Source organism: Roseateles sp. GW821-FHT09H10 (assembly GCF_059415865.1).
In genome coordinates, this window is record NZ_JBWKOB010000002.1 from 228,468 (window position 1) to 255,193 (window position 26,726).

General features: G+C 69.7%; 30 protein-coding genes. 12 read left to right on the forward strand and 18 right to left on the reverse strand.

Annotated elements, in window-relative coordinates; translation table 11 throughout:
• Positions 1–5: 5 nt before the first annotated feature.
• From AC07OY_RS08895 to AC07OY_RS08905, 3 genes are read right to left on the reverse strand one after another with little or no spacing between them, the layout of a single operon-like run.
• The gene (locus AC07OY_RS08895) at positions 6–227 is read right to left on the reverse strand and encodes a hypothetical protein (RefSeq protein ID WP_495042197.1); all 222 of its coding nucleotides are present in this window, start codon (positions 225–227) and stop codon (positions 6–8) included.
• A gap of 24 nt (positions 228–251) precedes the next feature.
• Entirely contained in the window at positions 252–494 is a 243-nt protein-coding gene (locus tag AC07OY_RS08900) for a glutaredoxin domain-containing protein (protein WP_495042198.1), read from the reverse strand.
• Between the two features lie 24 nt (positions 495–518).
• Positions 519–1,319: a ParB N-terminal domain-containing protein gene (locus AC07OY_RS08905; protein WP_495042199.1), complete on the reverse strand. Its 801-nt coding sequence runs from the start codon at positions 1,317–1,319 to the stop codon at positions 519–521.
• A gap of 75 nt (positions 1,320–1,394) precedes the next feature.
• Between AC07OY_RS08905 and AC07OY_RS08910 the strand changes: the two genes are divergently transcribed.
• Both AC07OY_RS08910 and AC07OY_RS08915 read left to right on the forward strand, forming a co-directional pair.
• Positions 1,395–1,730 carry a hypothetical protein gene (locus AC07OY_RS08910; protein ID WP_495042200.1) on the forward strand — a complete coding sequence of 112 codons (336 nt, stop codon included), beginning with the start codon at positions 1,395–1,397 and terminating at the stop codon, positions 1,728–1,730.
• A 69-nt stretch (positions 1,731–1,799) separates the two neighbouring features.
• Entirely contained in the window at positions 1,800–2,378 is a 579-nt protein-coding gene (locus AC07OY_RS08915; RefSeq protein WP_495042201.1) for an HD domain-containing protein, read from the forward strand.
• Here AC07OY_RS08915 and AC07OY_RS08920 read toward each other — a convergent pair.
• Together AC07OY_RS08920 and AC07OY_RS08925 are read right to left on the reverse strand one after the other, a co-directional pair.
• On the reverse strand, positions 2,375–2,764 hold the full coding sequence (locus tag AC07OY_RS08920) for a DUF1801 domain-containing protein (protein ID WP_495042202.1): 390 nt from the start codon (positions 2,762–2,764) through the stop codon (positions 2,375–2,377). The genes AC07OY_RS08915 and AC07OY_RS08920 overlap by 4 nt on opposite strands.
• A 76-nt stretch (positions 2,765–2,840) precedes the next feature.
• Positions 2,841–3,632, reverse strand: a complete 792-nt coding sequence (locus tag AC07OY_RS08925; RefSeq protein WP_495042203.1) for a sulfite exporter TauE/SafE family protein — start codon at positions 3,630–3,632, stop codon at positions 2,841–2,843.
• 45 nt (positions 3,633–3,677) lie between these two features.
• On the opposite strand from AC07OY_RS08925, the gene AC07OY_RS08930 reads away from it, so the two are divergent.
• The gene (locus AC07OY_RS08930; RefSeq protein WP_495042204.1) at positions 3,678–4,586 is read left to right on the forward strand and encodes a LysR family transcriptional regulator; all 909 of its coding nucleotides are present in this window, start codon (positions 3,678–3,680) and stop codon (positions 4,584–4,586) included.
• Here the strand turns inward: AC07OY_RS08930 and AC07OY_RS08935 are convergent.
• Together AC07OY_RS08935 and AC07OY_RS08940 are read right to left on the reverse strand one after the other, a co-directional pair.
• Complete coding sequence (locus tag AC07OY_RS08935) at positions 4,583–4,969, reverse strand: DUF427 domain-containing protein (RefSeq protein ID WP_495042205.1); 387 nt, start codon at positions 4,967–4,969, stop codon at positions 4,583–4,585. The genes AC07OY_RS08930 and AC07OY_RS08935 overlap by 4 nt on opposite strands.
• A 10-nt stretch (positions 4,970–4,979) precedes the next feature.
• Positions 4,980–5,399, reverse strand: coding sequence for a host attachment protein (locus AC07OY_RS08940; protein ID WP_495042206.1), 420 nt, complete (start codon positions 5,397–5,399; stop codon positions 4,980–4,982).
• Positions 5,400–5,560: 161 nt separating this feature from the next.
• Here AC07OY_RS08940 and AC07OY_RS08945 point away from each other — a divergent pair, with 161 nt between their 5' ends.
• Positions 5,561–6,346, forward strand: coding sequence for an SDR family NAD(P)-dependent oxidoreductase (locus tag AC07OY_RS08945; RefSeq protein ID WP_495042207.1), 786 nt, complete (start codon positions 5,561–5,563; stop codon positions 6,344–6,346).
• A gap of 30 nt (positions 6,347–6,376) precedes the next feature.
• Here the strand turns inward: AC07OY_RS08945 and AC07OY_RS08950 are convergent, their stop codons facing one another.
• The 3 genes from AC07OY_RS08950 to AC07OY_RS08960 all read right to left on the reverse strand — a co-directional run bounded on the left by AC07OY_RS08950 (position 6,377) and on the right by AC07OY_RS08960 (position 9,048).
• Positions 6,377–7,159, reverse strand: coding sequence for a DUF6445 family protein (locus AC07OY_RS08950; protein WP_495042208.1), 783 nt, complete (start codon positions 7,157–7,159; stop codon positions 6,377–6,379).
• Between the two features lie 103 nt (positions 7,160–7,262).
• Complete coding sequence (locus tag AC07OY_RS08955; RefSeq protein WP_495042209.1) at positions 7,263–7,859, reverse strand: carboxymuconolactone decarboxylase family protein; 597 nt, start codon at positions 7,857–7,859, stop codon at positions 7,263–7,265.
• Complete coding sequence (locus AC07OY_RS08960; RefSeq protein WP_495042210.1) at positions 7,849–9,048, reverse strand: YbfB/YjiJ family MFS transporter; 1,200 nt, start codon at positions 9,046–9,048, stop codon at positions 7,849–7,851. Before AC07OY_RS08960 ends, AC07OY_RS08955 begins: the two co-directional genes overlap by 11 nt.
• Positions 9,049–9,114: 66 nt before the next feature.
• Between AC07OY_RS08960 and AC07OY_RS08965 the strand changes: the two genes are divergently transcribed.
• The 4 genes from AC07OY_RS08965 to AC07OY_RS08980 are packed head-to-tail and all read left to right on the forward strand — an operon-like array spanning position 9,115 to position 12,515.
• Entirely contained in the window at positions 9,115–9,978 is an 864-nt protein-coding gene (locus AC07OY_RS08965; protein WP_495042211.1) for a LysR family transcriptional regulator, read from the forward strand.
• Between the two features lie 5 nt (positions 9,979–9,983).
• Positions 9,984–10,532, forward strand: a complete 549-nt coding sequence (locus AC07OY_RS08970) for a cysteine hydrolase family protein (protein ID WP_495042212.1) — start codon at positions 9,984–9,986, stop codon at positions 10,530–10,532.
• 4 nt (positions 10,533–10,536) lie between these two features.
• Positions 10,537–11,205 carry a response regulator gene (locus AC07OY_RS08975; protein WP_495042213.1) on the forward strand — a complete coding sequence of 223 codons (669 nt, stop codon included), beginning with the start codon at positions 10,537–10,539 and terminating at the stop codon, positions 11,203–11,205.
• Positions 11,202–12,515 (forward strand): ATP-binding protein, encoded by a 1,314-nt coding sequence (locus AC07OY_RS08980; RefSeq protein ID WP_495042214.1) that lies wholly within the window; start codon positions 11,202–11,204, stop codon positions 12,513–12,515. The genes AC07OY_RS08975 and AC07OY_RS08980 overlap by 4 nt, the downstream gene beginning before the upstream one ends.
• A gap of 5 nt (positions 12,516–12,520) precedes the next feature.
• Here AC07OY_RS08980 and AC07OY_RS08985 read toward each other — a convergent pair whose 3' ends face one another.
• Positions 12,521–15,004, reverse strand: a complete 2,484-nt coding sequence (locus tag AC07OY_RS08985; RefSeq protein ID WP_495042215.1) for a PKD domain-containing protein — start codon at positions 15,002–15,004, stop codon at positions 12,521–12,523.
• A gap of 41 nt (positions 15,005–15,045) precedes the next feature.
• The gene (locus AC07OY_RS08990) at positions 15,046–17,418 is read right to left on the reverse strand and encodes a PKD domain-containing protein (protein ID WP_495042216.1); all 2,373 of its coding nucleotides are present in this window, start codon (positions 17,416–17,418) and stop codon (positions 15,046–15,048) included.
• 314 nt (positions 17,419–17,732) lie between these two features.
• Here AC07OY_RS08990 and AC07OY_RS08995 point away from each other — a divergent pair, with 314 nt between their 5' ends.
• The 3 genes from AC07OY_RS08995 (at position 17,733) to AC07OY_RS09005 (ending at position 20,791) form a co-directional block, all read left to right on the forward strand.
• Positions 17,733–18,029, forward strand: a complete 297-nt coding sequence (locus tag AC07OY_RS08995) for a hypothetical protein (protein ID WP_495042217.1) — start codon at positions 17,733–17,735, stop codon at positions 18,027–18,029.
• A 105-nt stretch (positions 18,030–18,134) separates the two neighbouring features.
• Positions 18,135–19,670 carry a Do family serine endopeptidase gene (locus tag AC07OY_RS09000; RefSeq protein WP_495042218.1) on the forward strand — a complete coding sequence of 512 codons (1,536 nt, stop codon included), beginning with the start codon at positions 18,135–18,137 and terminating at the stop codon, positions 19,668–19,670.
• Positions 19,671–19,930: 260 nt separating this feature from the next.
• A complete protein-coding gene (locus AC07OY_RS09005) occupies positions 19,931–20,791 on the forward strand; it encodes a hypothetical protein (RefSeq protein WP_495042219.1) in 861 nt (286 codons plus the stop codon).
• Here AC07OY_RS09005 and AC07OY_RS09010 read toward each other — a convergent pair whose 3' ends face one another.
• Genes AC07OY_RS09010 through AC07OY_RS09020 form a run of 3 tightly spaced genes read right to left on the reverse strand, consistent with a single transcriptional unit; the run spans position 20,792 to position 23,031 of the window.
• Entirely contained in the window at positions 20,792–21,406 is a 615-nt protein-coding gene (locus AC07OY_RS09010; RefSeq protein ID WP_495042220.1) for a glutathione S-transferase family protein, read from the reverse strand.
• A 13-nt stretch (positions 21,407–21,419) separates the two neighbouring features.
• Entirely contained in the window at positions 21,420–22,271 is an 852-nt protein-coding gene (locus tag AC07OY_RS09015; protein WP_495042221.1) for a bile acid:sodium symporter family protein, read from the reverse strand.
• Between the two features lie 4 nt (positions 22,272–22,275).
• Entirely contained in the window at positions 22,276–23,031 is a 756-nt protein-coding gene (locus AC07OY_RS09020; RefSeq protein ID WP_495042222.1) for a class II aldolase/adducin family protein, read from the reverse strand.
• Between the two features lie 80 nt (positions 23,032–23,111).
• Between AC07OY_RS09020 and AC07OY_RS09025 the strand changes: the two genes are divergently transcribed.
• Complete coding sequence (locus AC07OY_RS09025) at positions 23,112–23,786, forward strand: Crp/Fnr family transcriptional regulator (RefSeq protein WP_495042223.1); 675 nt, start codon at positions 23,112–23,114, stop codon at positions 23,784–23,786.
• On the opposite strand, the gene AC07OY_RS09030 is transcribed toward AC07OY_RS09025, so the two are convergent.
• From AC07OY_RS09030 to AC07OY_RS09040, 3 genes are read right to left on the reverse strand one after another with little or no spacing between them, the layout of a single operon-like run.
• Positions 23,775–23,993: a hypothetical protein gene (locus tag AC07OY_RS09030; RefSeq protein WP_495042224.1), complete on the reverse strand. Its 219-nt coding sequence runs from the start codon at positions 23,991–23,993 to the stop codon at positions 23,775–23,777. The two genes, AC07OY_RS09025 and AC07OY_RS09030, sit on opposite strands and share 12 nt — an antisense overlap.
• On the reverse strand, positions 23,962–26,268 hold the full coding sequence (locus tag AC07OY_RS09035) for an FdhF/YdeP family oxidoreductase (protein WP_495042225.1): 2,307 nt from the start codon (positions 26,266–26,268) through the stop codon (positions 23,962–23,964). The genes AC07OY_RS09030 and AC07OY_RS09035 overlap by 32 nt, the downstream gene beginning before the upstream one ends.
• 34 nt (positions 26,269–26,302) lie before the next feature.
• Positions 26,303–26,575: a hypothetical protein gene (locus AC07OY_RS09040; RefSeq protein WP_495042226.1), complete on the reverse strand. Its 273-nt coding sequence runs from the start codon at positions 26,573–26,575 to the stop codon at positions 26,303–26,305.
• Between the last annotated feature and the right edge of the window lie 151 nt (positions 26,576–26,726).

Below are 26,726 nucleotides of genomic sequence, written 5' to 3' on the forward strand. Positions count from 1 at the left end.
GCGCCTCACATCAGCGCGTCGCCGGCGTCCGTGTCGCTGCGCTTGCGGCGCGCCGGCTGGGCCAGCGGCAGGCGCTTGTTGAGCACCAGGTCGCCATTGGCGAGCACGCTGTAGAGGAAGGGCCAGTCGTGGGCCAGCAGGCGCACGGGCAGGCCCGGGTTCAGCACCGTGGGCGGCAAGGGCTCGGCGGCCGGTGGCGGCTGCGCCTTCCTGCTGCGCGAGGCCATGGGTGGCGCGCGCTCCGGCCGGGGTCAGAGTTTCAGCTGCGCGAACGCCGCCTGCAGGCCGGCGACGCCGCCGACGCGCTGGTCGTTGATGAAGACCTGGGGCATCTGGCGCACGGCCGGGCCACATTTTTCATAGAAGGCCAGGCGCTGCTCTTCGTCGTCGATCTTGATCTCCTCGAAGGCCAGGCTTCTGGCCCTGAGCAGGCTCTTGACGGTATCGCACTGAGGGCAGGCGGACTTGGAATAGACGACGATGTTGAGCTGCATGCCTGAAGTCTAGAGGCTGCCGCTTCAGCCGGCCGCGCGCAGGGCTGCCAGCTCCTGGCGCAGGGCCGCGTTCTCGGCCTCGAGGGCGGCCACGCGCTGGCGCAGAGCGTCGACTTCAGAGTGAGCCGAGGCCGGGGGCGTATCACCCGCCGGCTCGCCCGTCTCCGCCGCTGGCGGCCTGCGCCGGGACTCGCGCACCCGCTTGGCGGCCTGCTTGATCTCCTCGGCACCCGCGGTCGCGGCGGCGGTCTGCTCCTCGGCCGGCAGCGTGGCGACGGCGGCCGCCGCATTGATCGAGACCCGGCCCGCCTTGACGGCGGCCACCAGTTCCGGCGCGCCCTGCTTCTGGATCTTCTCGATCAGCACCACCTGGCTGCTGCTCAGGCGCGCCGCCTTGGCCAGGGCCTCGCGCGTTTCCAGGGCTTCGTGCGCAGGCGCGGCGGCCGGCGCCTGCGTCGGGCCGCTCTCGGGGGCCGGCGCGGGCGGCGCGCTGCGGGCGCGGCGCTCGGCGACGATCTCGCGCTTGCGCAGGGCCAGCACGCCGCGCTGGAAGTCCGACAGGCTGCGCCGGCCCAGGTGCTGGTCGATCATCCACAGGTGCACGTCCTCCATGGACTTGAAGCGCGGGTTCTGCACCGTCTGGAAGGGCAGGCCATGCTTGCTGCAGATGCCGTAGCGGTTGTGGCCGTCCACCAGCACATTGCCCCACAGCACCAGCGCATCGCGGCAGCCTTCGGCCAGGATGCTGCGCTCCAGCGCCTCATGCTCCTCCTGCGTCAAGGGTTCGATATAGGCCTTGAGTTCTTCGTTGACGACGATATCCATGGAAAACCGGGAAGCAGGGGCTGGCGCGAAAGGGGCCGGATTCTAGAGACGGCCGGCGGCCGACAATCCGCGCCCATGCCCCGCCGCCCGACCCGCAGCCACCACCACGTCTATGTCGTGCTGCTGTCCGAGCGCGTCTGGAACGAGCCGGCCTTCCGCAAATCCAACCCCGGTCACGACATCCTCAAGCCCTGCGTCTATGTCGGCATGACGGGTCTGGACCCCGACCTGCGCTTTGACAAGCACATGGCCGGCGTGCAGGCCAACCGCTTCGTGCTGAAGTACGGCGTGCGTCTGATGCCCGAGCTCTACGAGTTCTACAACCCCATGCCCTATGAGGCCGCCCGCGACATGGAGGTCGAGCTCGCCATCGGGCTGCGCGAGGCGGGGTATGGGGTCTGGCAGGCTTAGTAGCCGAGGCGACAGCCGCGCCGAGGCCAGCGGCCCAGAATCGGCAACAACCGACCTCGGAGACACCCCATGACCGCACGCGCCAGCTTCACCCGCATGGACGAAAGCACCCGCGAGGACTGGGGCCTCATCGTGCCCGAGGCGATAAAGATGTCGCGCAGCCTGCCCGACCGCGTGCTCGAGCATCTGCGCCTGCTGGACGGCGATTTCGGCGGCTTTCCGGTCGACCGGCTCACGCATTGCCTGCAGACGGCCACGCTGGCCCACCGCGATGGCCGCGATGAGGAGTACGTCTGCTGCGCCCTGCTGCACGACATCGGCGACACCCTGGGCAGCTTCAACCACCCCGACATCGCCGCGGCCATCCTCAAGCCCTTCGTGACGGAGGACAACCTCTGGATGGTGCAGCAGCACGGCATCTTCCAGGGCCACAACTTCTTCCACCACATCGGCCTGGACCGCGACATGCGCGAGCAGTTCCGTGGCCACCCGCATTTCGAGCGCACCGCCGAGTTCGTCGAGCGCTACGACAACCCGGCCTTCGACCCCGAGGCCGAGGCCCTGCCGCTGGAATTCTTCGAGCCCATGCTGCGCCGGCTGATGGCCCAGCCGCGCCAATCCATCTACAAGGCGGCGATGAAGCCTTAGGCCTTCTGGTTCGCCTTCACGGCGGCCTTGATCAGCGCCTTCAAGGCCGTCTTGTCGATCTTGTCGCCCTCCTTGAAATCGATGGCGCGGCGCACATTCCCCTCCAGGCTGGAGTTGAAGAGGCCCTTGGGGTCGGCCAGCGAGGCGCCCTTGGGAAAGGTCATCTTCACGGCGCTCTTGTAGGCCTCGCCGGTGCAGACGATGCCGTCGTGCGACCAGACCGGGTTGCTCCACTTCCATTCCTCGACGATGCCGGGGTCGGCCTCGTGAATGAGGGCGCGCAGGGCCGTCAGCATCTCGGCGCGCCAGCCGCCGAGGCTGGCGATGCGCTCGTCGATGAGGGACGATGCCGGGGGCGTTGGGGTCGAGGCGGGTTTGCTGCTCATGGCAATGGCCGGTTGTCTTGCGGGAACTGAAGCCTAACGGCCGTCTGCCCGGCGCGCTTCTTGAAAACTGACGGCTTCAGGGCCGCCAGGCCGGCAGCATCAGCAGCCCCAGCAGCAGGAAGACGGCATACAGGGCCCGCTGGAACAGCAGGGCCGGCAAGCGCTCACGCAGGCGAGCGCCCAGCGCCATGCCGGCGAAGGCGGCCGCCAGGGCGACACCGCTGGCCCAGGCATCGGGCGGCGCCGCGGCCTCCAGGCCGCCCAGGCGCGCGGCCAGCGCGAGCGAGGCCGTCATGAAGCTGATGCCCAGGGCCTGGATCAGCACGCCCCGGCGCAACTGCAGCGACTGCAGATAGGGCACCAGAGGCAACACGAAGACCCCTGTTGCCGCACTGATGGCGCCGCCGAGCAAGCCCGCCAGCGCACCCAGCCAGCCGGCGTGCCGCCCCGGCTCCGGCAACCTCGGCCGGCACAGGCCGAACACGCCATAGGCCACCAGCACGGCGGCCAACGCCTGCCTGGCGCCACCGCCTCCCGTGCCCAGGCTGGGCACCGGCGCGAACAAGGTCCCCACCACCAAGCCCGCCCACAGCGGCCAGAGCCGGCGCCACAATTGGGCCGCATGCGGGCCGAGGCACTGGGCCACATTGGTCAGCAGGGCCGGCAGCAGCATCAGCGCTGCGGCCGGTGCCGACGGCAGGAAGAGGCTCAACAACGCCATGGCCAGCGTCGGCAGGCCCATGCCGGACACGCCCTTGACGAGGCCGGCCAGCAGGAATGTCAGCCCCACCCCGCCCAGCAGGCTTGCCGACAGCCATTCGATGTCATCCATGCCGGCATGGTCGGTGCCGTGCCGCCACGCGTCCATCGCGCAATGCCGCGCTTATCCTCCGGCATTGCCGAAGGATGGGCCATGAGCACTCGCAATCCTCACTACCGCATCGACCCCTTCGACCTGCGCCTGTTCACCGCCGTGGCCGAGACCGGCACCATCACGGCGGGCGCGCGGGCGGTGCATCTGTCGCTGGCGGCGGCCAGCACGCGGATGCAGGCCCTGGAGCAGGCCGTCGGCGCGCGGCTGATGCAGCGCGCCAAGACCGGCGTCACGCTCACCGATGCCGGCCGCACCCTGCTGCGCCATGCGGGCCGGCTGCAGCGCGAGATGGAGGCCCTGCATGCCGGCATGGCCGGCCATGCCCACGGCGTGCGCAGCACCGTTCGCCTGCTGTGCAACACGGCCGCGATCAGCGAGCACCTGCCGCCCCTGCTGGGCCCGTTTCTCGCCGCCCACGCCGACATCGACGTCGAGCTGCGCGAGCTGCAGAGCCAGGATGTGCTCTACGCGATGCGCCAGGAGCGCGCCGATCTCGGCATCGTGTCCGACCATGTCGGCACCGAGGGCCTGGACACGCGCACCTTCCGCGAGGACCGGCTCGTCGCCGTGCTGCCCGCCGCCTGGCAGCGCCGCCTGGGCGTGCGCAAGGCCGGCATCGCCTTTGCGGCGCTGCTGACTCAACCTTTTGTCGGCCTGTCCGCCGAGGCCGGTCTGAGCCGCTTCCTGCAGGCCCGCGCGCTGCAGCACGGGCGCGGCCTGCACCATCGCGTCCAGGTGCAGGGCTTCGAGGCCGTGCTGCAGCTGGTGGCCGAGGGTGTCGGCGTCGCCATCGTGCCCGCGCTGACGGCGCAGCGGCTGGCCCGCCCTGGCGTTTCAAGCGTGCCGCTGACCGAGCCCTGGGCCAGCCGCCAGCTGCTGCTTTGCTTCGGCAAAACCGAAGACCTGACGCCGGGCGCCGCCGCGCTGCTGGCCGCGCTGCAGGCCTAGGACCGGGCTTCGGTGAAACCGATGCCGGCGTGCTTTTCGTCGTAGAAGGCCATGCGGCCCTTCAGCGCGGCGTGCTCGTCATAGGGCGACTCATAGGACCAGATCGCATCCTTCAGCGTGCGGCCGCCATGGGTGACGCTGTAGTAGGTGGCGTCGCCCTTGAAAGGGCAATGCGTCGTCGTGTCGCTGCGCTCGATCTTGTCGACCTTGACCGCCTCGCGCGGGAAGTAGAAGCGCGGCGGCGCGCCGGTCTCGTCGACGCGGATGGCGTCGCTGGACTGGGCGGCCGTCCTGCCGTCGATGCTGGCCGTGACCTGGTGGGCCACGCGGGTTTCGGCCACGGTGTGCTCGGGATGCGCGTGGTGGCCAGGGGATTTGCTCATGGCGGGCCTTTCAGGAGGCGGCCAGCCGCCGGGCCAGCTGGGCCGGGCTTTCCTGCACCACGTCCTTGTCCTGGGTGCTGGCGATGATGGCGGCCAAGCCCGGTCCCAGCGCCTTGCGCAGATAGCCCAGCAAACGGGGTGCCGCCATGACGTGCAGCAAGTCGTACCGCTTTTGCCGATGGAACTCGGCCAGCCGGTCGACGATGCGCTGGGCAAACAGCTGCGCATGCTGGTGGCGCTCGCTGTCGGCGGCGGAGACGGTCGCCCCGCCCGAGCGGCGGCCATGGGCGTCATGGCGCATTTCGGCCTCGCGGGCATGGGCGCCGTGATCGGTCAGGTCTTCCACGGGCACCAAGTCGGCGCCGCCGGGCGGCTGCTCGAAGATGCGGGCGATGGCCTCATCGGCCACGAGAACCCAGGTGGTCTTCATCTCGACACTCCTGTCTGCATGGATGACGGACGACGGGCAATCGGGATGCCCATTGCATTTGCATGCCTTTGCGTGCCTCAGGGCGAACACCCCCATGGCGTGTCGGGGCGTTCCGCTTCGGCTACACCAGGAGGCAGTTCATCCCCCCAGGAAGGCATGCCATGGACCTGCAACTGAAGAACCGCCTCGCCCTCGTCTCCGGCAGCACCGCCGGCATCGGCTTCGCCATCGCCCAGGCGCTTGCCGCCGAGGGCGCGCGCGTCATCGTCAATGGGCGCATGCAGCCGGCGGTCGACGCGGCCGTCACGTCCATCAAGACCACCACCGGCCAGGACGCCCTCGGCTTTGCGGGCGACCTCAGCCAGCCCGACGTGGCCGAGGCGCTGGTCCGCCAGCACCCGGGCATCGAGATCCTGATCAACAACCTCGGCATCTTCGAGGCCAAGCCCTTCGAGGAGATCCCGGACGCCGACTGGCTGCGCTTCTTCGACATCAATGTGCTCAGCGGCGTGCGCCTGGCGCGGCTGGTGCTGCCGGCGATGAAGGCCGCCGACTGGGGCCGCATCGTCTTCATCTCCAGCGAGAGCGCGGTGCAGATCCCGGCCGAGATGGTTCACTACGGCATGACCAAGACGGCCCAGCTGGCCGTTTCGCGCGGCCTGGCCGAGTCGCTGGCCGGCACCGGCATCACCGTCAACAGCGTGCTGCCCGGCCCGACGCGCTCGCGCGGCGTCAACGACTTCGTCGAGCAGGTCTCCCAGGGCAAGTCCTTTGCCGAGTTCGAGACCGAGTTCTTCGAGAAGGTCCGGCCGACCTCGCTGATCAAGCGCTTCGCCACGCCCGAGGAGGTGGCGTCCCTGGTGGCCTATGTCGCCAGCCCGCTGGCCTCGGCCACGACGGGCGCGGCCCTGCGGGTGGACGGGGGCACGACGAAGAGCGCCTTCTAGGGCCCGCCAAGGCCCATCGACACGCCGCTTTCAGCCGGTCTGGCGAAGTCCCCTGACGAAGGCGTTGATGGTCAGCCGCCCCGGTTCCTCGCGGTAGGCGGCCAGCGGCGCGCCGCCGATGTCGCCGGAATGGAAGATGCCGCCGTCATAGAAGACGGCGCGGTTCCATTTCGCCGGCACGCGGCCGATGACCTCGAAGAAGCGGTTGCTCCGGGTCATGTAGCCCTGCGGGATGTCGTACTTGTCGCCGAAGACCGCAGGGGCCAGCGTGTTGGCGTCGCGCCAGAACTGCAGCGTGTCGGCACGCGACATCAACGGGCGGAAGAACACCGTGCCGCCCAGCGCCTCGTCCCGGAACAGGTAGTGGACGCACGCGGCCACCATCTCGCCGGATGGAAAGCCCGCGTCGTCGCGGTGGCAGACGCGCTGGCGGGCGTCCAGCGTGCCGGCCTCCTGCGTGACGCGGCCGAAGCGGGCGTACAGGCCCAGGAAGGCGCGGGCGCCCAGGCGCACGCGCATCTGCTGATCGAAGAAGTTGCCCAGTTCGCGGGACACGCCGTCGGGCAGATGCAGCTGGGGGCCGGGATAGGGATGGCCCGGCATGGGCTGGAACCGGCTCGCCGATTCACGCGCCAGTTCCACGAGGGCGTCCGGGTCCTGCACGAAGTCGTCGATGACGAAGATCCTGGCGCCGCCGTCCAGCGTCATCGTCTCGAGGCGCGCCGCCCGGTTGATCTGCAGCGCCGGCGCGGCGGCGATGCCTCCTGCGTCGGGCATGGGTGTCGGGCTCTGTGCGCCCAGCGGTTGCAGCATGGGGAGGTCGGATGCGGTGGTGGGCGGCACGACTAACGCCGCCATTGCGCATCAATATGACCTCGAAATGTTTCCCGAGTGCTAACACCTTCACCCTAGGGGGTCAGGCCGGAAAGGCTTGCAGCGGCTCGCCCTTGGCGCTGGCCATCGCGGGCGTGCGCGCGACGTTCATCACCCAGTTGACCATCGTGAAGTAGCCGATCAGCGTGGTGAGCTCGACCACGCCCTGCTCGCCGAACGCCGCCAGCGCCGCCGCGTAGCTGGGGTCGCTCACGCCATGCGTGCGCAGCAACTCGTGGGTGAAGTCCAGGGCCAGCTCTTCGTCGGCCTGCAAGCCCTTGGGGCGGGCGCCCAGCCGCAGGGACTCGATCGCCTCAGCGCTGACGCCCGCCTGCACCGCGAGCGGCGCGTGCATCAGCCACTCGAACTGGTTGCCCTCGTGGCGTGCGGTCGCGCAGGTCACGAGCTCTCGCACGCGCGCATCGATCACGCTGCCGAAGCGCAGGTATTCGCCGACCTTGGCGACGCGCTCCAGCAGGTCCGGGCTGCGCAGCAGCGGCAGGAAGGGGCCATAGACGCCCTTGCGCGGGCCGTCGATCAGGGCCTGTGCCGCGGCGCGCTGCGCCTCGTTCATCGCCTCGGCGGCGGGCATCGGCAGGCGCTCAGCGGCCTGCGCGGCAAAACCTTGTTCAGTGGGCATGGGAAGTCTCCGTGGGCAAGCGAGGGGCGCGCGACTCGCGCAAGAGCCAGGCGGCGGTGGCGAAGAGCGACGCTGCCGCGACCTGCAGCGCGATGTCAAGGCCGTTCGCGCGCAGCGCTGGCATATTCAACAGCAGGGCCGACATGACGGGGCCGGCAATCTGCCCGATGGCGAACGCCGCCGTCATGCGGCCGACCGCGCCGCGCGGGTCTCCCAGCGTGCGGGCCCGCGCGACCTGCACGCCGGCCAGCGTGACGATCATGAAGCTGCCACCGACCAGCAGGGCCGACAGCAGGATGGCAAAGCCGTTGCTCCACAGGCTGGGCAGCAGCGTCCCGGCCCCCATCAAGGCCTGGCAGACCGCCCACACCTCGACGTGCGGCCGCCGCTGCATCCAGCGCCCCGCGACCAGGGTGGAGACGGCGGCGATGCCACCGAACACCGGCCATGCCAGGCCGAACGAGGCCGGGTCATCGATCACGTTGCGCGCGAGCACGGGCAGGAAGGTGGCCGGCAGGATGTAGCCAAAGCCCATCACCCCGTAGCAGCACAGCAGGCCCCACGAAACGCCGCCGGCTGTCGTAGGCGCGGCTGGGGCCGCGGGCGCTGGCGCAGGCTTCGGCATCTGGTGCAGCACGAACACGACAGGCAATGACAGCACCAGCGCCAGCAGCGCGAGCCCAAGCCACAAGGCCGGCGTGCTCACATCGGCCACGCCGGCTGTCCATCCGAGCAGCCCGGCGAGCGCGATGCCCGAGCCGACACCGGCATAGACCAGGCCGGCCGCCTGCGCCTGGCCCGACTGAGCCAGGGCACCGAGACACCACACGGCCGTCGCGACGAACACCCAGGCCGAAGCCATGCCCGCGAGGAAGCGCCACGCGCCCCAGCACCACGCGCCAGGCCAGGCCATGGCGGCCGTCAGCACGACGGTCAGCACCAGACCCAGCAGTGCGAGCCGGCTGGCGCTGCCGGGCAGCTTGCGGGCAGTCAGCGCGCCGGCAAGGTAGCCAAGATAGTTGGCCGCCGCTATCCAGCCACCGGCGGCCACATCGAGCTGGCCCTCGCGGATCATCAACGGCAGCACCGGGGTGAAGGCAAAGCGGCCAATGCCCATCGCGACCGCCAGCGACAGTGCACCCGCGATGCACAGGGCGAAGGTTGATGGGGGACGTGCTGCGGTTGCCATGGCTCTGCAGTAGACCGAGAATTGGTGCCGCCGACAAATGAATAATCCTGAACAACCGTTCTCTTCATGAGAAGCATTGATCTGGACTCGCTGGAGATCTTCCGCGCCGTTGCCCAGGAGGGCGGCGTGATCCGCGCCGCGCAGAAGCTGAACCGCGTGCAGTCGAACGTGACCACGCGCGTGAAGCAGCTGGAGCAGCGCCTGGGCTGCCCGCTGTTCCGCCGGCAGGGCCGCGGGCTGGTGCTGTCGCCCGAAGGCGAGCGGCTGCTGGCCTATGCGCAGCGGCTGTTCCGGCTGGCCGACGAGGCCGAAAGCGAGCTGCGCAGCGGCAATCCCACCGGCGTGCTGCGACTCGGCTCGCTGGAGAGCACGGCGGGCAGCCGGCTGGCGCCCATCCTGTCGCGCTTCCATGCGCAATACCCCGACGTGGTGGTGGAGCTGGCCACCGGCACCACCGGCGCCCTGGTGCATCGCGTGGCCAGCTTCGAGCTGGACGCGGCCTTCGTGTCGCAGCCCTTCACGGCGCCCAGCCTCCACGCGATCCAGGTGTTCGAGGAGGAGCTGGTCTGCATCACCGCCCGCGGTGTCGCGCCGGTCAAGCGCGCGGCCGACCTCGCGGGCATGACCCTGATCGCCTTCGCCGACGGCTGCTCCTACCGCAAGCGCATGCAGGACTGGCTGGGCGCGTCGTCGGTGATGCCGGCGCGCACGCTGGAGTTCTCGTCCTACCAGGCCATGGTGGCCTGCGTGGCGGCCGGCACCGGCTTCGCCCTCGTGCCGAAGTCCTTGCTGGCAACCCTCAAGGCCTCCCGGGAAGTGCAGCAGCATGAAGTGCCGGCCAAGGTGCGCAGGAATTTCACGCATCTGGTCTGGCACGGCCAGGCGACGACGGCTTTGGAGAAACTACAGGAACTGCTGCAACCCGCATGAACAACATGCCGCTTCTTCTCATCATCGACATGCAGGTCGGCATGGCCTGGCCCCAGTCCGGTGTGCGCAACAACCCTTCGGCCGAGAACCGCATTGCGCGTCTGCTCGATGCCTGGCGCCGTGCCGGCGCGCCCGTCGTGCATGTGCGCCACATCTCGCGCACGCCCGGCTCGCCCTTCTGGCCTGGCCAGCCCGGCGCCGAGTTCCAACCCGCGCTGGCGCCGCTGGACGGCGAGCACGTCGTCGAGAAGAACGTGCCCGATGCCTTCACCCACACGGGCCTGGAGCGCTGGCTGCATGCGCGCGGCCAGCGCTCGCTGGTCATCGCCGGCGTCAGCACCAACAACTCGGTCGAGGCCACCGCCCGCAGCGCCGGCAACCTGGGTTTTCAGACCCGGGTGGTGGCCGATGCCTGCTTCGCCTTCGACCTGACCGATCTGCGCGGCACGCGCCACGTGGCCGAGGAGGTGCACCAGATGTCGCTGGCCAATCTGCAGGGCGAGTACGCGGCCGTTATCGACACCGAGGCGGCCATCGCGCTGCTGGCGGGCTGACGCGATGCGCCTGCTGCTTGTCGAAGACGACGCCATGATCGGCGACAGCCTGCGCGAGGCCCTGCGCCGCCAGGGCTTTGCGGCGGACTGGGTGAGAGACGGCCAGGCGGCCGACGCCGTGCTGGCCAGCGGCGAACGCTTTGACGCCGTGCTGCTGGACCTGGGCCTGCCCAGGCGCGGTGGCATCGAGGTGCTGAAGAGCCTGCGCGCCCGCGGCGATGCCACGCCCGTCATCGTGCTGACCGCCCGCGATGCGCTGACCGACAAGGTGGCCGGCCTGGACGCCGGCGCCGACGACTACCTCGTCAAGCCCTTCGAGCTGGACGAGTTGCTGGCCCGGCTGCGCGCCGTCACGCGCCGCCAGAGCGGCCGCACCGACACGGCCCTGGCCGTGGCCGACCTGCGCCTGGACCCGGCCACCCGCGAGGTCACTCGCGCTGGCCGGCCCGTCCTGTTGTCGGCGCGCGAGTTCGCGCTGCTGGAGGCCCTGCTCGAGCGCCCCGGCGCCATCGTGTCGCGCGCCCAGCTCGAAGACCGCCTCTATGGCTGGGGCGAAGAGCTGGAGAGCAATGCCATCAGCGTCTACATGCACCAGCTGCGCAAGAAGCTGGGGGCCGACCTGCTGCACACGGTGCGCGGCCTGGGCTACTACGCCGGACCTGAAAAGTCATGAAGCTGCTCGGTACCTTGCGTGGTCGTCTGTTCGCGCTGCTCGCCGTGCTCGGAGCGGTAACGGCCATCGCCGTGGCCGGCGCCACCTATATCAGCGTGCGCGCCGAAGCCGACGAGCTGTTCGACTACCAGCTGCGCCAGACCGCGCTGTCGCTGCGCGACCAGGGCCGCATCGCCGGCGACGAGGCCGCGGCCCTGGCCGACCCCAGCCTCGACTACCTCGTGCAGATCTGGTCCGTGCAAGGCCTGGAGATCTATTCCAGCCGACCCCAGGGCATGACCGAGGCGCTGCCGCCGCGCGCGGTGCTGGGCTTCTCCAATCTGCACCTGGCCGGCCAGGACTGGCGCGTGTTCAGCGCGGCGACGCCGCAGCGCGTCGTGCAGGTGGCCCAGCCCCTGGCCGTGCGCCAGCGCCTGGCCGCGGTGGCCGCGCTGCGCAGCGTGCTGCCGATCGCCATCGCCCTGCCCCTGGTCGCGGCGGCGATCTGGTGGCTGCTGGGCGTGTCGCTCGCGCCGCTGGCGCGTGTGACCCGCGCGGCCCAGGCCGGCGGCGCCAATGCGCTGGACCCGCTGCCCACGGCCGGCCTGCCCGGCGAGGTCGCGCCTCTGGTCGACGCCTTCAACGGCCTGCTGGGCCGGCTGTCATCGGCCTTCGAGGCCCAGCGCAGCTTCGTGGCCGACGCGGCTCACGAGCTGCGTTCACCGCTGACGGCGTTGAAGCTGCAGCTCGGCCTGCTGCGCGACTCGGCGCCGGGCGAACAGCAGGACCAGGCCATCGCGCGGCTGCGCGGCGGCATCGACCGCGCCGTGCATCTGGTCGAACAGCTGCTGGCCCTGGCGCGCGCCGAGCCGGGCGCCGCGTCGGCCGAACTGCCCCTCGATCTCGCCGAGCTGGCCCGCCAGGCCCTGGCCGACGTGCAGCCGCTGGCCGACAAGTCCGGCGTCGTCCTGTCACTGACGGCCCCAGATCCCCTGCCGCTGACCGGCGACCCGCAGGCCCTGCGCGGCGCCTTGCGCAACCTCATCGACAACGCCGTGAAGTACGGCGCCCGAACGGTTCAAGTGAGCGCATTGCGGGGCACGCGGGGTGCGCCGCTGCTGCGCGTCGACGACGACGGCCCCGGCATCCCGCTGGAGGCGCGCGAACGCGTCTTCGACCGCTTCCAGCGCGGCGACAACGCCGACGTCGAAGGCAGCGGCCTGGGCCTGGCCATCGTGCAGGCCGCCGCACGCCAGCAAGGCGCCACCGTCAGGCTGGCCACCTCGCCGGCCGGCGGGCTGAGGGTGGAGATGGCCTGGCCCGAAGGCTGACGGCGTTACTGGCCGCCGGTGCCCGTGGCCAGCAGGCCGTTCGATCCCCAGAACCAACCCGTCTTGGCGTCGATGAACTGCAGGCCCGTGAGCTCCATGCTGGAGCCCGTGCGCTGGACGGTCCAGGTCTTGCCACCGTCCACCGTGCGCAGCAGCTCGCCCGGTCGCCCGCTGTCCAGCCAACCACGCTGGGCATCCAGGAAATGGCCGGCTCCGATGGACGCGCCAACGCTGCCCGGCAGTTCTACCCGCACCCAGGTGGCGCCGACGTCCGTCGAATGCCAGACCTGGTTGTCCTTGTCGGCGACCCAGAGGTCCCGGCTGCCGGCACGTATCAGCACACGCAATCGCGCCTGATCCACGTGCAGGGTTTCGTTCCAGGTGCGCCCCGCATCGGTGCTCAGCCAGACCCCGGTCTCCCGCAGCATCACGAGCTCGGTATCGCTGAGCGCCCGCATGGCGGTGACGCTGCTGCCGCCCCCCGGGCCAGCGCCAACTTTCGTCCAGCTGACGCCGCCGTCCTTGGACTCGCTCAAGGCCGGGGGGCCGCCGTCGTTGGGTTCATTGCCATATCTCCAGGCATGCGCGTCGTTGGCAAAGGCGATACTGCAGCCGAACTGACCTTCGACAAGCGCCCAGGTCTGGCCCCCATCGCGGGTCAGCACCAGGTTGGCGCCGCACCTCCAGCCGGTCTTGGAAGACACGAACTCAAGCCGTCCGCCGAGGTTCAAGTCCTGGACCTTCTGCCAGTTCACACCGCCATCGCTGGTGCGCCACAAGGCCGGACCGGTATAGCTTGCGTCGCTTTCAATCTTCAGCCACTCCTTGGCATTGAAGGCATGGAAGCCCTGGACCAGTCGCTGAACACGCGGCGCCATGGTGGCCCGCCAGGTCTTGCCGCGGTCAGTGCTGACATAGACCCCGCCGAGAGTCCCGTCAGCAACAAGCAGCTCAGGGCCGGCCTGATGCAGCCGGCTCACGGCGTTGCCCGTCTGGATGTCGAGCTTGGCCATTTCGGTCCAAGTGTCTCCGTTGTCGAAGCTGATCCATTGCCCCCCCATCTGCAGGGTCAGCCAATAGGCCGATCCACCATCGACGGGCATCGGACTGCTGACCGGATTGCCCTGGGGCGGCCCGGCCAACGCCTGCCAGGTCGAGCCGAAATCCTTGCTCCGATACAGCGTGGAGCCATCGAGCAGCCATGCCAGGCCGGCCGGCGACAGTCCGCCCACACGGTAGACGATGTCTACGAGATCGAAATTGGCCGGCACGGGCAGCGTGCTCCAGGTGGCTCCGGCGTCGCGCGACAGATGGATGCGCCGATCGGCAACGCCGCCCTGGCTGAGTCGCCAGCTCAGCACCAGCACGACGGCCTCGTCCGGCACCAGGATGCGGCCGGTCCTGTCCTCCTCGAAGGGCAACACGGTCGACCAGGTCAGGCCGCCATCGCTGGAGCTCTGCAAGGGTCCGCTGGGCCTGTTGGCCAAAGGGCTGACGAACTGCAGCGTCTCGAATCGCCAGCGCTTGCCGCGGGGCGTCGCGATCCCTGTATTGACGCTGACCTCGCGCCAATGGGCGCCGCCGTCGCTCGAATGCTGCGCCATGCTGAAGCTGGTGATGCCAGGCGCGTAATAGCTGGCTACCAGCAACTTGTCGGTGCCCCGCGAGCTCAACGTCGCACCGGCACGGGCGCCAAAAACGTCCCCCGCGGTGGCGACCCTGCCCAGGGGTTGCCAGCTCTTGCCGCCGTCGCCGGTGGTCCACACATCGGTCTTGTAGCCGGGCGCCCTGCCCAGCGCCCAGCCGCGCGATGCGTCGGCGAAGTTCAGCTGGAAGAGCGACTGGCGAACATCGTTCGCCTGCTGCGCCCAGTTGAGGCCGCCGTCCACGGTCTTCCAGACCTCGCCGGCATCGCCGACCTGCCAGCCGGTCTGGCCTCCCAGCCAGACCGTCGGCGCCAGTGCGTTGGCCCCAGAGATCCAGCACCAGCCGCGGCCCTCCGCGCCGGTACAGCTGCGGCTCTGATAGGCCTGCGTGCGTTCAACACTGACGCGGCTGCGCTGCTCGATGCTCTGGCCGGCCTCGTTGCTGACGACCAGCTTGACATCGAAGTCGCCGGCCTGGGCATAGCTGTGAGTCGGGCTGGCCTGGTTGCTGCTGCCGCCATCGCCGAAATCCCAGGCGTAGCGCAGGCCGGCAGAGGCCGCGGCGCTGCTGCTGAAGCTCACGCTTGCGTCGGCCTGGGCCGTCGCGGGAACGGTCAGGGTCAGCGACGACGGCAGCACCACGGGTTCGGGCGGACTGCTGCCGCCCCCACCGCCGCCGCCGCAGGCCGAAAGCACCACCACCAGCGCAAGCGATGACAGCTTGCGAGGCCAATCCAGATTCACTCTCTGCACATCGACTCCCGTACCGCATGCGCGGCAAGTTGCAGTTATGTCTTGTCGTTGAATTGTGGTGGACGCCGGCGCGCCCCGCAGTGACGCCACCCTCGCGCTTGCATCCGGATGTGACGGTGCGCACTCGCGGCCTACTGCCCGCCCGAGCCCGTCATCAGCAGGCCGTGCGTGCCCCAGAGCCACCCCGTCTTGGCATCGATGAACTGCAGGCCGCTGGCCGCCATGCTGCTGCCGGTCCGCTGGACGGCCCAGGTCTGGCCGCCGTCCTCCGTGCGCCACAGCTCGCCTCTATCCAGCCAGCCGCGCCGGGCGTCCAGGAAGTGGGCCGCGCCCCAGACGGCGTTGTCGGGCCCGGGAACATTGACGCGCGTCCACGTCGCGCCGCCATCGGTGGAACGCCAGACCTGGTTGCGCCCACCCGTGGCCCACAGGTCGCGCGCTCCCGCGCGAACCAGGGCGCGGATGTCGCCTTCCTCGATCTTCAGCGTCTGGCGCCAGGTCTTGCCCGCATCGGTGCTGAGCAGGACCTGCTGCGACGCGCCGACGACCAGTTCCGTATCGCCGAGAGCGCGCACCACGCCCATGCTGACGTACTGGGGCAGGCTGCCCACTTCGTTCCACGTCGCGCCGCCGTCCTGGGTCTCGCGAACCGACGTCGTGCCATCGATGATGACAAAGGCCCAGCCATGCTGCTCGCTCGCGAAGACCAGGTTGCAGCCGCCGCCGGGGCGGGTCACCTCGGCCCAGGTCTGGCCACCATCCTGCGTCGCCTGGTAGACACCATCGCGGCACACCCAGCCGCGGTTGGCCGAGACGAAATCGAAGCGCGCCGCACTCGCGATGGCGGTATCCATCAGCTTCTGCCAGCTGCGCCCGCCATCCACGCTGCGCTGCAGGCTGTTGCGGTCCTGTCTCAGCCAGCGCTGGCTGTCCAGCGCCTGGAAGGCCAGCACCGGCGACCATTCCTGCACGGGGGCCAGGCTGTTGCGCCAGATCTGGCCGCCGTCGCTGCTGACGTAGACCGCGCCGCTGTTGGCCGACTGCAGCAGCAACTGGCGGGCCCCGGTCTGGCGCAGCGTCACCCAGGTAGCCTGGCTCTCCGGATAGCGGACCTCAGTCCAGGTCAGGCCTTCGTCAAAGCTGACATGCGCCGCGGCGGAGCCGCTTTGCTGCCACATCCAGTAGGCGCCCTGCTCCAGCCGGGAGGGCAGCACGACGGCAGTGCCCGGCGCCGTCACGGCGCTCCAGCTGGCACCGAAGTCTTCGCTGCGGTAGAGGCCGCCGCTGCGGGTCATCCACAGCACGCCGCTGGGCGACAGCCCGCCGATGGGGCCCGTCGATTCGGGGATCGCATAGGTCCGCCAGGTCAGGCCCCGGTCGCGGCTCAGGAGGTAGCGATTCGACTGCGGCTCGGTCGGCGAGTTGAGCCCCTGCTGGCGCCAGCTCGTCACCAGCACCGTGTCTTCGCCGGCCAGCGAGATCACGCCGGTCGTGCTGTCGGGCAGCGGCAGCTTCGTCTCCCAGGTCACGCCGCCATCGAGCGAACGCTGCAGGGAGCCATGGGCCAGGAAGCCGCCGAATTCCGTGCCCCAGCGCTGCTCGAAGCGCCAGCGGATGCCGCCCGGCGTGGCCTCCCCGGTGTTGGAATCGATGGTGCTCCAGGTCTTGCCGCCATCGGTGGACCGTGTTGTCGACTCGAACAGGTATTTGCCCGGCTGGCTGAAGCTGCGGACCTGCACGGCATCGCCTCCCAGCGAGCTCAAGACCGCGCCGCTGTAGTTGGTGGCGGCACTGCTGACCGTCGTATGGAAATTGTTCAGCGGCTGCCAGCTCTGGCCGCCGTTCTCCGTTGTCCAGAGCGTGTAGGTGTCGTTGGCCGTCCCCAGCGCCCAACCCCTCTGCGCGCTGCCGAACACCACCTGCCGCAGCGACTGGTGGATATCGGTGGATTGCTGGATCCAGCTGCCGCCGGCGTCGACGGTCTTCCAGATCTGGCCGTTGTCGCCGGCAATCCAACCCGTCTGGGCGTCGGAGAAGCTCATGCTGTAGCGCAGATTGCCATTCGGCTTGGGCTGCAGCCAGCACCAGCCATGGGCATCCGCGGCGCTGCACTCCAGGCCCGCGAGGCCAGCGGTGCGTTCGACGCTCAGGCGGCTGCGCTTCTCGATGCTCTGGCCGGCGTCATTGCTGACGACGAGCTTCACGTCGTAGTCGCCCGCCTGGGCATAGCTGTGGGTCGGGCTGGCCTGGCTGCTGGTGCCGCCGTCGCCGAAATCCCAGGCATGGCGCAGGCCGGCGGACGCTGACGCGCTGCTCGTGAAACTGACGCTCGCATCCGCCTGGGCCGTCGCGGGCACGGTCAATGTCAGTGACGACGGCAGCACCACCGGCTCCGGTGGGCTGGTGCTGCCACCACCGCCACCCCCACAGCCGGTGAGCACCGCCGCCATCGCCAGCGGGGCCAACCCGAGTGTCAGGGCCCCATGAAATCGTTGCACCCACATGCCTGCGTCCTCCACTTCAATGCGCAGTTATCCCTTGTGTTCTTTGGCGCATTGTGAAGGCGCCGGAATGCGCCATTCGGCAGCACCGCCCCCTAGGTCCATCGGGTCAGCGGCGTCCTCAAACCTGCGGACATCAACTTGACGTTTTGCTAACAATTCAGCCATCGTCACTGTATAAATAAACAGTATCAACAGCTTCCATCGATACCATGACTCCTCACGAAGCCCAGCGTGTCATCGATGCCCTTGCCGATGGCGCCGACCCCGAGACCGGGGAAATCTTCCCGAGCGAAAGCATTCTGTTGAGGCCCGCAGTGATCCGCGCGCTGTTCCTGGCGTCCCGGGCGCTGGAAGGCGCTCGCAGTGGCGCGGCTGGCGCCAGGGAACAACCGGCCCAGGCGGGCAAGCCCTGGTCGAAGGAGGAGGATCAACGCCTGCTCGAAGCCTTTGATCAAGGCGCCGACCTCGCGACGCTGACCGCCTCGCATGCCCGCTCCAAGGGCGGCATCGCCTCCCGCCTGGTGCACCTCGGCCGCATCCAGGAGAGGGCCGGGATCCGCGCCCGCGGCAAGGCCGGGACGCCCGCCGTGGCGCCTGCGGGCCCGCCTTAACTTTCGGCTTAACTTTCGCCTCATCTTCGCCTCACCCAGCCCTCATCTGGTGTCCCCAGACTCCCGGCATCGGCTGCAACCGCAGCCTGCTTGAGGAGCCCTTCGATGACCCAGACCGCCAAGACCACGCTGATCGCCACCGCCGCCGCGCTGCTGGCCGCCGGCGTCACCGTGACCACGACCGCTTCGGGCTGGACGGCGCCGGCCTGGCTGCCGGGCAGCAAGGCCCCGGTCAGCGCGCCGGTGGCCGGCGAAGCCGCGCCTGCAGCCACGGCCGCCACCGTCGCCGCCGCCACCACGCTGGCCGCGCCCGCCGTAACCCTGCCGCCGGCCCAGTTGCCCAACTACCGCGCCATCGTGCAGACCCAGGGTCCTGCCGTCGTCGGCATCACCGTCGCCGGCCTGCACAAGGCGGGCAGCGACGACGGCGAGGACAGCCCGGTCGCGCGCGGCGACGATGACCCCTTCTTCCGCTTCTTCCGCGGCATCCCCGGGCTGCGCATGCCCCAGCAAGGCCCTCAGCCCTTTCGCGGCCAGGGCTCGGGCTTCATCATCAGCAGCGATGGCCTGGTGCTGACCAATGCCCATGTGGTGCGCGAAGCCAAGCAGGTCACCGTCAAGCTCAGCGACCGCCGCGAGTTCTCGGCCAAGGTGCTGGGCAGCGACCCGGCCACCGACATCGCCGTGCTCAAGCTCGATGCCAAGGGCCTGCCCACCGTGCAGCTCGGCGACCCCAGGCAGGTGCAGGTCGGCGACTATGTGCTGGCCATCGGCGCGCCCTATGGCTTCGAGCAGACGGCCACGCAGGGCATCGTCAGCGCCAAGGGCCGCTCGCTGCCGGGCGACAGCGTCGTGCCCTTCATCCAGACCGATGCGGCCGTGAATCCCGGCAACTCGGGCGGCCCGCTGTTCGATGCCTCGGGCCGCGTCGTCGGCGTCAATGCGCAGATCTATTCGCAGAGCGGCGGCTTCCAGGGCCTGGCCTTCTCGATTCCCGTGGACGTGGCGCTCAAGGTCAAGGACCAGATCGTCGCCCACGGCAAGGTCGAGCATGCCCGCCTGGGCGTCGCGCTGCAGGACCTGTCGGCGCCGCTGGCCTCGTCCTTCGGCCTGGGCGCGCCCGACGGCGCCCTGGTGTCCAGCGTGCAGCCGGACAGCGCCGCCGCCAAGGCCGGGCTGAAGGCGGGCGACGTCATCACCGCCATCGACGGCGAGCCGGTGCGCGTGGCCGGCGATGTGTCCAGTCGCGTCGGCCTGGCCCGCCCCGGCGACAAGCTCAAGCTGGAGCTGTGGCGCGACAAGTCCCGCGTCAGCGAGACCGTCAGCCTGGGCCGCGCCGACAAGGACACGCAGGAGGCCAGCGCCTCGCCCCAGGGCGGCTCGCTCGGCCTGGCTCTGCGGCCGCTGGAGCGCCAGGAGCTGCGTGGCTCCGGGCTGGACCATGGCCTGCTGATCGAGCGCGTGACCGGCCCGGCCCAGCTGGCCGGCGTGCAGCCCGGCGACGTGCTGCTGGCCTTGAACGGCAAGCCGGTGCAGAACGTCGAGCAGGTGCGCGACGCGCTGAAGACCAAGCCGGCCTCGGTGGCCCTGCTGGTGGCGCGCGACGGCCAGCAGATCTTCGTGCCGGTGCGGCTCGGCTAAGGCCCGTCCACACGGCGGCAACAGGACCCGGTTCGACCGCCGGGTGGCTCGCACACCACCCGGCTCTGGCCCGCGCGCTTCACCGCCGCGGGCCTTTTTTCTGCATGCACGGCTCGCCCCAGGTGAAAACTCACCCGGCCGCCTGCGCGAGGCGCGCGCGATTGCTGAGCTAGGCTGCGCGCCTCGCACGCGTGGAGGCCTGCCCTGGAAATCCTGTTGACGTTCGCCATCCCAGGCGACAAGCGCGCGGCTGAAGCCCCATGAGCGCCCTGCGCTGGATCTTCATCCTGCTCGCCATCGGCGCCGCTGCGGCTGCCACGCTGTGGTGGGCGCTGAGCGAGCCGGCCCCAACCCCGGCTTCGACGGCGGCATCGCCCGTGGCGGCCTTGCCGCTGGCGCTGCCGGCCGCGGCCTTCACAGCCTCGGCGGCGGCCAGCAGCGCCCCGGCACGCGCCACGCCTGCGGCAGCCTTGCCTGCCGCGAGGGCAGCCGCACCCCGCGTAGGCTCCGAGGGCTATGGCCCGCACATCGAACGCGCCCAGGCCGGCGCCGACACCGCGGCGGCCTGGGAAGCCGTGCAGTGGCTGCGAAGCTGCGCCGACACCGAGCACCGCCGCCACAGCTTCGAGCAGATGCGCAACATGGGGGTGTCGCCGGAGATGATGACGCAGCTGATGCAGGAAGCCGACGCCGAGGGCCGGCGCTGCCAGACCGTCACGGACCAGCACCGCGCGCTGCTGCCGGAGCTGGCCCTGCGGTCCCTGCGCGCCGGCGTGCCCGAGGCCGCCTCGGTCTATGCGGGCGCGACCCGGCCCGAGGCTCTGGCGCCGGCACTGCGCGAAGAGGTCACGGCCGCGATGCGGCGCGACGCCCAGGCTGGCCATCCCGGCAGCCTGCTGGGCGCCGTCATCGCGGTCGAAGGCTGGCAGCTCGACCAGACCGAGAGGCTGGGCTATCTGTACGCCTACGGCGAGATGGCCGGCGCCCACGGGCAGGCGGTGGCCAAAGCCTTGATCGAGCAGCGCAGCCTGCGCCTGTCGTCGATGCCGACGCCCGAGCAGCTCACCGCCGCCACGCAGGCGGGTCGGCAGATCATCGACCGGGCACGGGCCAAGCCCTGATCAGGGCATGCCGTTGTTCACGTACTCCGCAAAGCCGGGCCGCCGGCTCAGGCGCTGCATCCAGGCCTCGACGGCCGGCAGCGCCACCCGCTCGATGGGTGCGTTCTTCCAGCGCTGGGCCGACAGGCCGAGCACGACATCGGCCAGCGTGAAGTCGTCGCCGGTCACATGGGCGCCGGTCTTCGCGAGCTGCGCATCCAGCATGCCCATGTGGCGATTCCAGCTCGCCACGCCCGCCGCAATGGCCTCAGGTGCCGCGGGCTGGCCGCGCACCAGGGCCATGAAGGCGACCCGCCAGCTGTTGTTCAGCTCGCCGGCCTGCCAGTCCATCCACTGCTCGACCCGGGCGCGCGCCTGCGCCTCGGTCGGCAGCAGCGTCGTCGCATAGCGCTGCGTGGCGAGGTAGCGGCAGATGCTGTTGCTCTCCCACAGCGTGAAGTCGCCGTCGACGAGGACGGGGATGAGGCCATTGGGATTCATCGCCAGATAGCCCGCTTCCTGCGGCGAGCGGAAGCCCGCGCCCCAGTCCTCGCGCTCGAGGTCCAGCTCGAGCTGGGCGGCGGTCCACATGACCTTGCGGACGTTGATGGAAGTGAGGCGGCCAAGGAGTTTCATGGCCGCGAGTGTGTCAGCTGGAGCGCTTCAACCACATCCCGAAGAGCAGTCCGGTGACATACATGCTGACGGAATACAGCGCCGCCGGCAGCGCGACCGGAAACTGCTGCAGCACGCCCAGAGCCAGATAGAGGGCCAGCGTCGAGTTGTGGATGCCCACCTCGAAGCCGATGGCGATGCACAGCGGGCGCGGCAGCTTCACCAGCCGGCCCAGGCCATAGCCGGCACCCAGGCTCAGCAGGTTGAACACCAGCACCGCGCCGCCCAGCTCGCCGGCGGCGCCCAGCAGGGCCTCGCGCTCCTTGGCGATGGCCAGCACGGTCAGCACCACCAGCAGCACGGCGGACAAGGCCTTCACCGGCTTGTCCAGTCGCGCCGCGATGTCGGGCCGCGAGCGCCGCACCGCCATGCCGGCCAGCACCGGCACCGCGATGACGCCAATGACCTCGGCCAGCTTCTGCCAGGGCAGGGGCACGACCTGGCCCCCGCCAGCGTAGTGGCTGATGGCCCAGTTGGCGATCAGCGGCAGGGTGACGAGGGACAGCAGGGTGTTCAGCGCCGTCAGCGACAGGTTCATGGCCACATGGCCGCCGAACAGATGGCTGAACAGATTGGCTGTGATGCCGCCGGGCGACGCGGCCAGCAGCATCAGGCCGACGGCGTAGAGCGGCGGCAGCTTGAAGGCCGCGATGACGCCGATGCAGACCAGCGGCAGCACCAGCAGTTGCAGGCCCAGGGCCAGCACCGCGGCCAGCGGGTGCTCGCGCAGGCGGCGGAAGTCTTCGACCGTCAGGCTCAGGCCCAGGCCCGCCATGACGACGGCGAGGACGGCGAGCAGCGCATTCGTCAGCACAACGGCGGTCATGGCTTCAGTCCTTGTATTGACTACCCATACGGTCCAGCTTGCGCAGCAGCGCCGGCCAGACAAAGGCACCGCCCATGCCCCCGGTCTGCACGCGCATGGCCTCGGCGGTGCCGCGCAGGATAGCCGGGTCCACCGGGGTCAAAGCGCCACCGCCGCTCTGCGCGGCCAGCTGGATGCGGCAGGTCGCCTCGAAGGCATGCATGGCCAGGAAGGCATCGGCCACCGAGGCGCCAACGGTCAGCAGGCCATGGTTCTTCAGCAGCAGGAAGGTGTTGGCGCCGAGGTCGGCCTGCAGGCGCGGGCCTTCATCGGGGCGGAAGGCCACGCCCTCGTAGCCATGCGTGCCCAGCGACGCCAGCACGAAGGTGGACTGCTGTGAGATGGGCAGCACGCCGCCGGCCTGGGCGCTGACGGCCACGCCGGCGGTGGTGTGGGTGTGCAGCACGCACTGCACGTCATGCCGCGCCGCATGCACGGCGCTGTGGATGACGAAGCCGGCCGGGTTGACCGGATAAGGCGACTCGATGACCTTGCGGCATTCGGCGTCGACCTTGACCAGGCTGCTGGCCGTGATCTCGTCGAACATCAGGCCATAGGGGTTGATGAGGAAATGGTGCTCGGGGCCGGGCACCCGGGCGCTGATGTGGGTGAAGACCAGGTCGTCCCAGCCCATCCAGGCCACCAGCCGGTAGCAGGCCGCGAGGTCCTCGCGCAGCTTCCATTCCTCGGCCGACACCTGGTCGCGCACGGTCATCGTCATGTCTGTCTCCTGGGTTGTTGTGCCGCGATTGGGGCATGCCAGGGGCGGGGCGCTCTGTCTGAAACCAGACAATCCAGGGCATGTCCGAACTCCAGGCCCTGCGCGCCAACCCCTGGTTCGCCTCCCTGCCCGCCGCGCTGTCCGAGGCGGTGCTGGCCGCCGGCCGCGTGCACAAGCTCAGCCCCGGCGAGGTGCTGTTCCGCCAGGGCGATGCGCCGGGCGACTGGCACGCCGTCTGCCGTGGCGCCATCAAGGCCAGCAGCACCTCGGTGGACGGCACCGAGTCCATCCTCGCGGTGCTGGAGCCCGGCAACTGGTTCGGCGAGATCTCGCTGCTGGACGGCGGTCCGCGCGTGCATGACGCCACCGCTGTTGGCGCCACGGCCGTCTTCGCCGTGCCGGCCGAAGCCTTCGCGCGCTTCATGCAGGACTCTGTCTTCGCGACGGCTCTGGCGCGGCTGATGGCCGGCCGGCTGCGCACGCTGTTCGGCATCGTCGAGGACGCGACGCTGCGCCCCACCCGGGCACGCCTGGCGCGCCGCCTGGCCCTGCTGGCGCGCGGCGACGCGACGCTGTCCAGCGAGCCGCGCCAGCGCCTGCCGGTGTCGCAGGAAGCCCTGGCCATGATGCTGGGCCTGACGCGCCAGACCCTCAGCAAGGAGCTGGGCGAACTGGCCAAGGCCGGCGCGCTGAAGCTGGGCTATCGCAGCATAGACATCGTCGACGCGGAGCTGCTCGATCGGCTAGGCGAGTAGACGAACCGTCCACCGCCCGGCGTCGTCGCAGGCCAGCTCCACCAATCCCGGCCCGGCCACGCCGCCGACGCGGGCGTCACTGAGCGCCGTCAGCTCACGCAGCAGCACGCTGACCCGCTCGTCCAGACGCTTGGCCAATCGCGTCAGCGCGACCGGCTCGCCGCACGGCGCCAGCTCATGCAGGGTCTGCAGCAATTGCTCGCGCATGCGGGCTCAGCACGACCGGAATGGACTTGGACGTCGGCGTGCGCGCCGTGATGGAAAAACTCTCCAGCGGCACCAACGGATTGGTCTCGGGGTAGTAGCTGGCCAGGCAGCCACGCGGGATGTCGTAGGCGACGAGCAGGAAACGCTCGGCGCGGCGCTGCTGCACCTCGCTGCCGGTCTCGCTGAAATAGAGGCTGGTGATGTCCACCCAATCGCCGGCCTTCAGGCCCAGGTCCTTGATGTCCTCGGCATGGATGAAGACGACGCGGCGGTGGCCGTAGACGCCCCGGTAGCGGTCGTCATGGCCGTAGATGGTGGTGTTGTATTGGTCGTGGGAGCGCAGCGTGGTCAGCGTGAAAACGCGGACGTCGCGTTGGCGGTCGGCCACGCGTTGCACGGCCAGGTCGGTCGGCATCGCGTGGGTGCTGAACTCTGCCTTGCCACTGGCCGTGGCCCAGACGCGCTCGCTGGCGGTGTTGCGCAGACGGAAGCCGCCGGGCGCCTTGATCTTGTCGTTGAAACCGGCGAAGTCGGGCAGCACGGCCTCGATCTTGTCGCGGATGCTGGCGTAGTTGCTGGCCAATTGCAGCCAGGGCGTGCGGCTGTGCTTCAGCGTGGCAGCGGCCATGCGCGCCACCAGCATGGGCTCGGAGATCAGGTGCTCGCTGGCCGGCGCATTCATGCCCGCCGACAGATGCACCATGCTCATGGAGTCTTCCACCGTGACGCCCTGAGGCCCCGTGGCCTGCACATCGATCTCGGTGCGGCCCAGCACCGGCAGCACCAGGGCCTGGCGGCCATGCACGACATGGCTGCGGTTGAACTTGGTGGTGATGTGCACGGTCAGCTCGCACTGGCGCAGCGCGCGCCAGGTGGCGGCCGTGTCAGGCGTCGCGGCGGCGAAGTTGCCGCCCATGGCGATGAAGACCTTGCCCTTGCCGTCCAGCATGGCCTGGATGGCGCCCACGGTGTCATAGCCATGCGCGCGTGGCGGCTCGAAGCCGAACACGGCGCCCAGCTTGTCGAGGAAGGCCGGCGCGGGCTTCTCGTAGATGCCCATGGTGCGGTCGCCCTGCACATTGCTGTGGCCGCGCACCGGGCAGGCGCCAGCGCCCTCGCGGCCCAGGTTGCCGCGCAGCAGCAGCAGGTTGACGATCATCTGGATGGTCGCCACCGAATGCCGGTGCTGGGTGATGCCCATGCCCCAGCAGGCGATGACGCGCTCGCTGCCGGCGTAGATATCGGCGGCCTGCTCGATCTGCTCGCGCGTCAGGCCCGAGGCCTCGACCAGGGGCTCCCAGGGCTGCTCGCGCAGCTCGGCGATGAAGGCCTCGAAGCCCGTCGTGTGCTCGGCGATGAAGGCCTGGTCCAGCTTGGCCGTTTCGACCACGCGCTTGCACATGCCCTTGAGCAGGGCGAAGTCGCCGCCGACCTTCAACTGGAAATAGTGGCTGCTGATGGGCGAGTCGCCCAGCGTCGCCATCTCCATCGCGTTTTGCGGATCGGCAAAGCGCTCCAGGCCCCGTTCGCGCAGCGGGTTGAAGCTGACGATGCGGGCACCTCGCTTGCGGGCCGCGCGCAGCTCGCCCAGCATGCGCGGGTGGTTGGTGCCGGGGTTCTGGCCGAAGACGAGGATGCAGTCGGCCTGCTCGAAGTCGTGCAGCGTCACCGTGCCCTTGCCCACGCCGATGGTGGGCCTGAGCCCCGAGCCGCTGGGCTCGTGGCACATATTGCTGCAGTCGGGGAAGTTGTTGGTGCCGTACTCGCGCACGAAGAGCTGGTAAAGGAAAGCAGCCTCGTTGCTGGTGCGGCCCGACGTATAGAAGATGGCTTCGTTGGGATCGGGCAGCGCCTGCAGCTCGCGCGCGATCAGCGCGAAGGCGGCGTCCCAGCTGGTGCGTTGATAACGATCAGTCTCGGCGTCATAGACCATGGGCTCGGTCAGCCGGCCGGTGGCTTCCAGGTCGAAGTCCGAGGCCTCGGCCCACTCCTTCAAGGTCTTGGCACCGATCACCTCGGGCGTCGCGCGCCGCGCGGTGGCCTCGGCGGCCACGGCCTTGGCGCCGTTCTCGCAGAACTCGAAGGTCGAGCGGTGATCGCGATCAGGCCAGGCGCAGCCGGGGCAGTCGAAGCCGTCGGTCTGGTTGGCATGCAGCAGGGTCTTGGCGCCCTTGATGGCCACGCCCTGCTCGTTCAAATGCTTGGCGACGCTCTTCAGCGCGCCCCAGCCCCCGGCGGGGCCGTCGTAAAGCTCGATCTTCTTTTGCTCGCTCATGCGGGCAGACTAGCACTGCGCCGAGAAGCTAGCGTCAGCGCGCTACATAGCCCGACCACGCACAAATGAGCAAAATGAGGATGCCGCCGATGATGCAGACAAGGTAGTGCTGCCTGGCCGAAGGACGGCTTTCTCGCCCCGTGTCAGCAGGCAGAAGCGCATCTGGTGGCGTGCGCGAGAAGCGCACCGCACCAAAGAGGATGGCGCCGGCACCCAACGCGACTCCGCAGAGCCAAAGATAGGACGGCGCGACGGCGTTGACACACAGGAAGATGAGCCAAACGGGGAGTATGAGGAAGCCAAGCACTCTCAATCCTGAGAGGAATTCAGCCAGTCTCCGTTGCCGCCATCGCTCGCGTTCTGCTGGTGTCATTGCACTCCTACTCATGGTCTATGCCGCACGGTGCGCTGCTCAACTCCAGCCTTTGACGCTCAACGCCACGCTGTTCGCGCCAGCC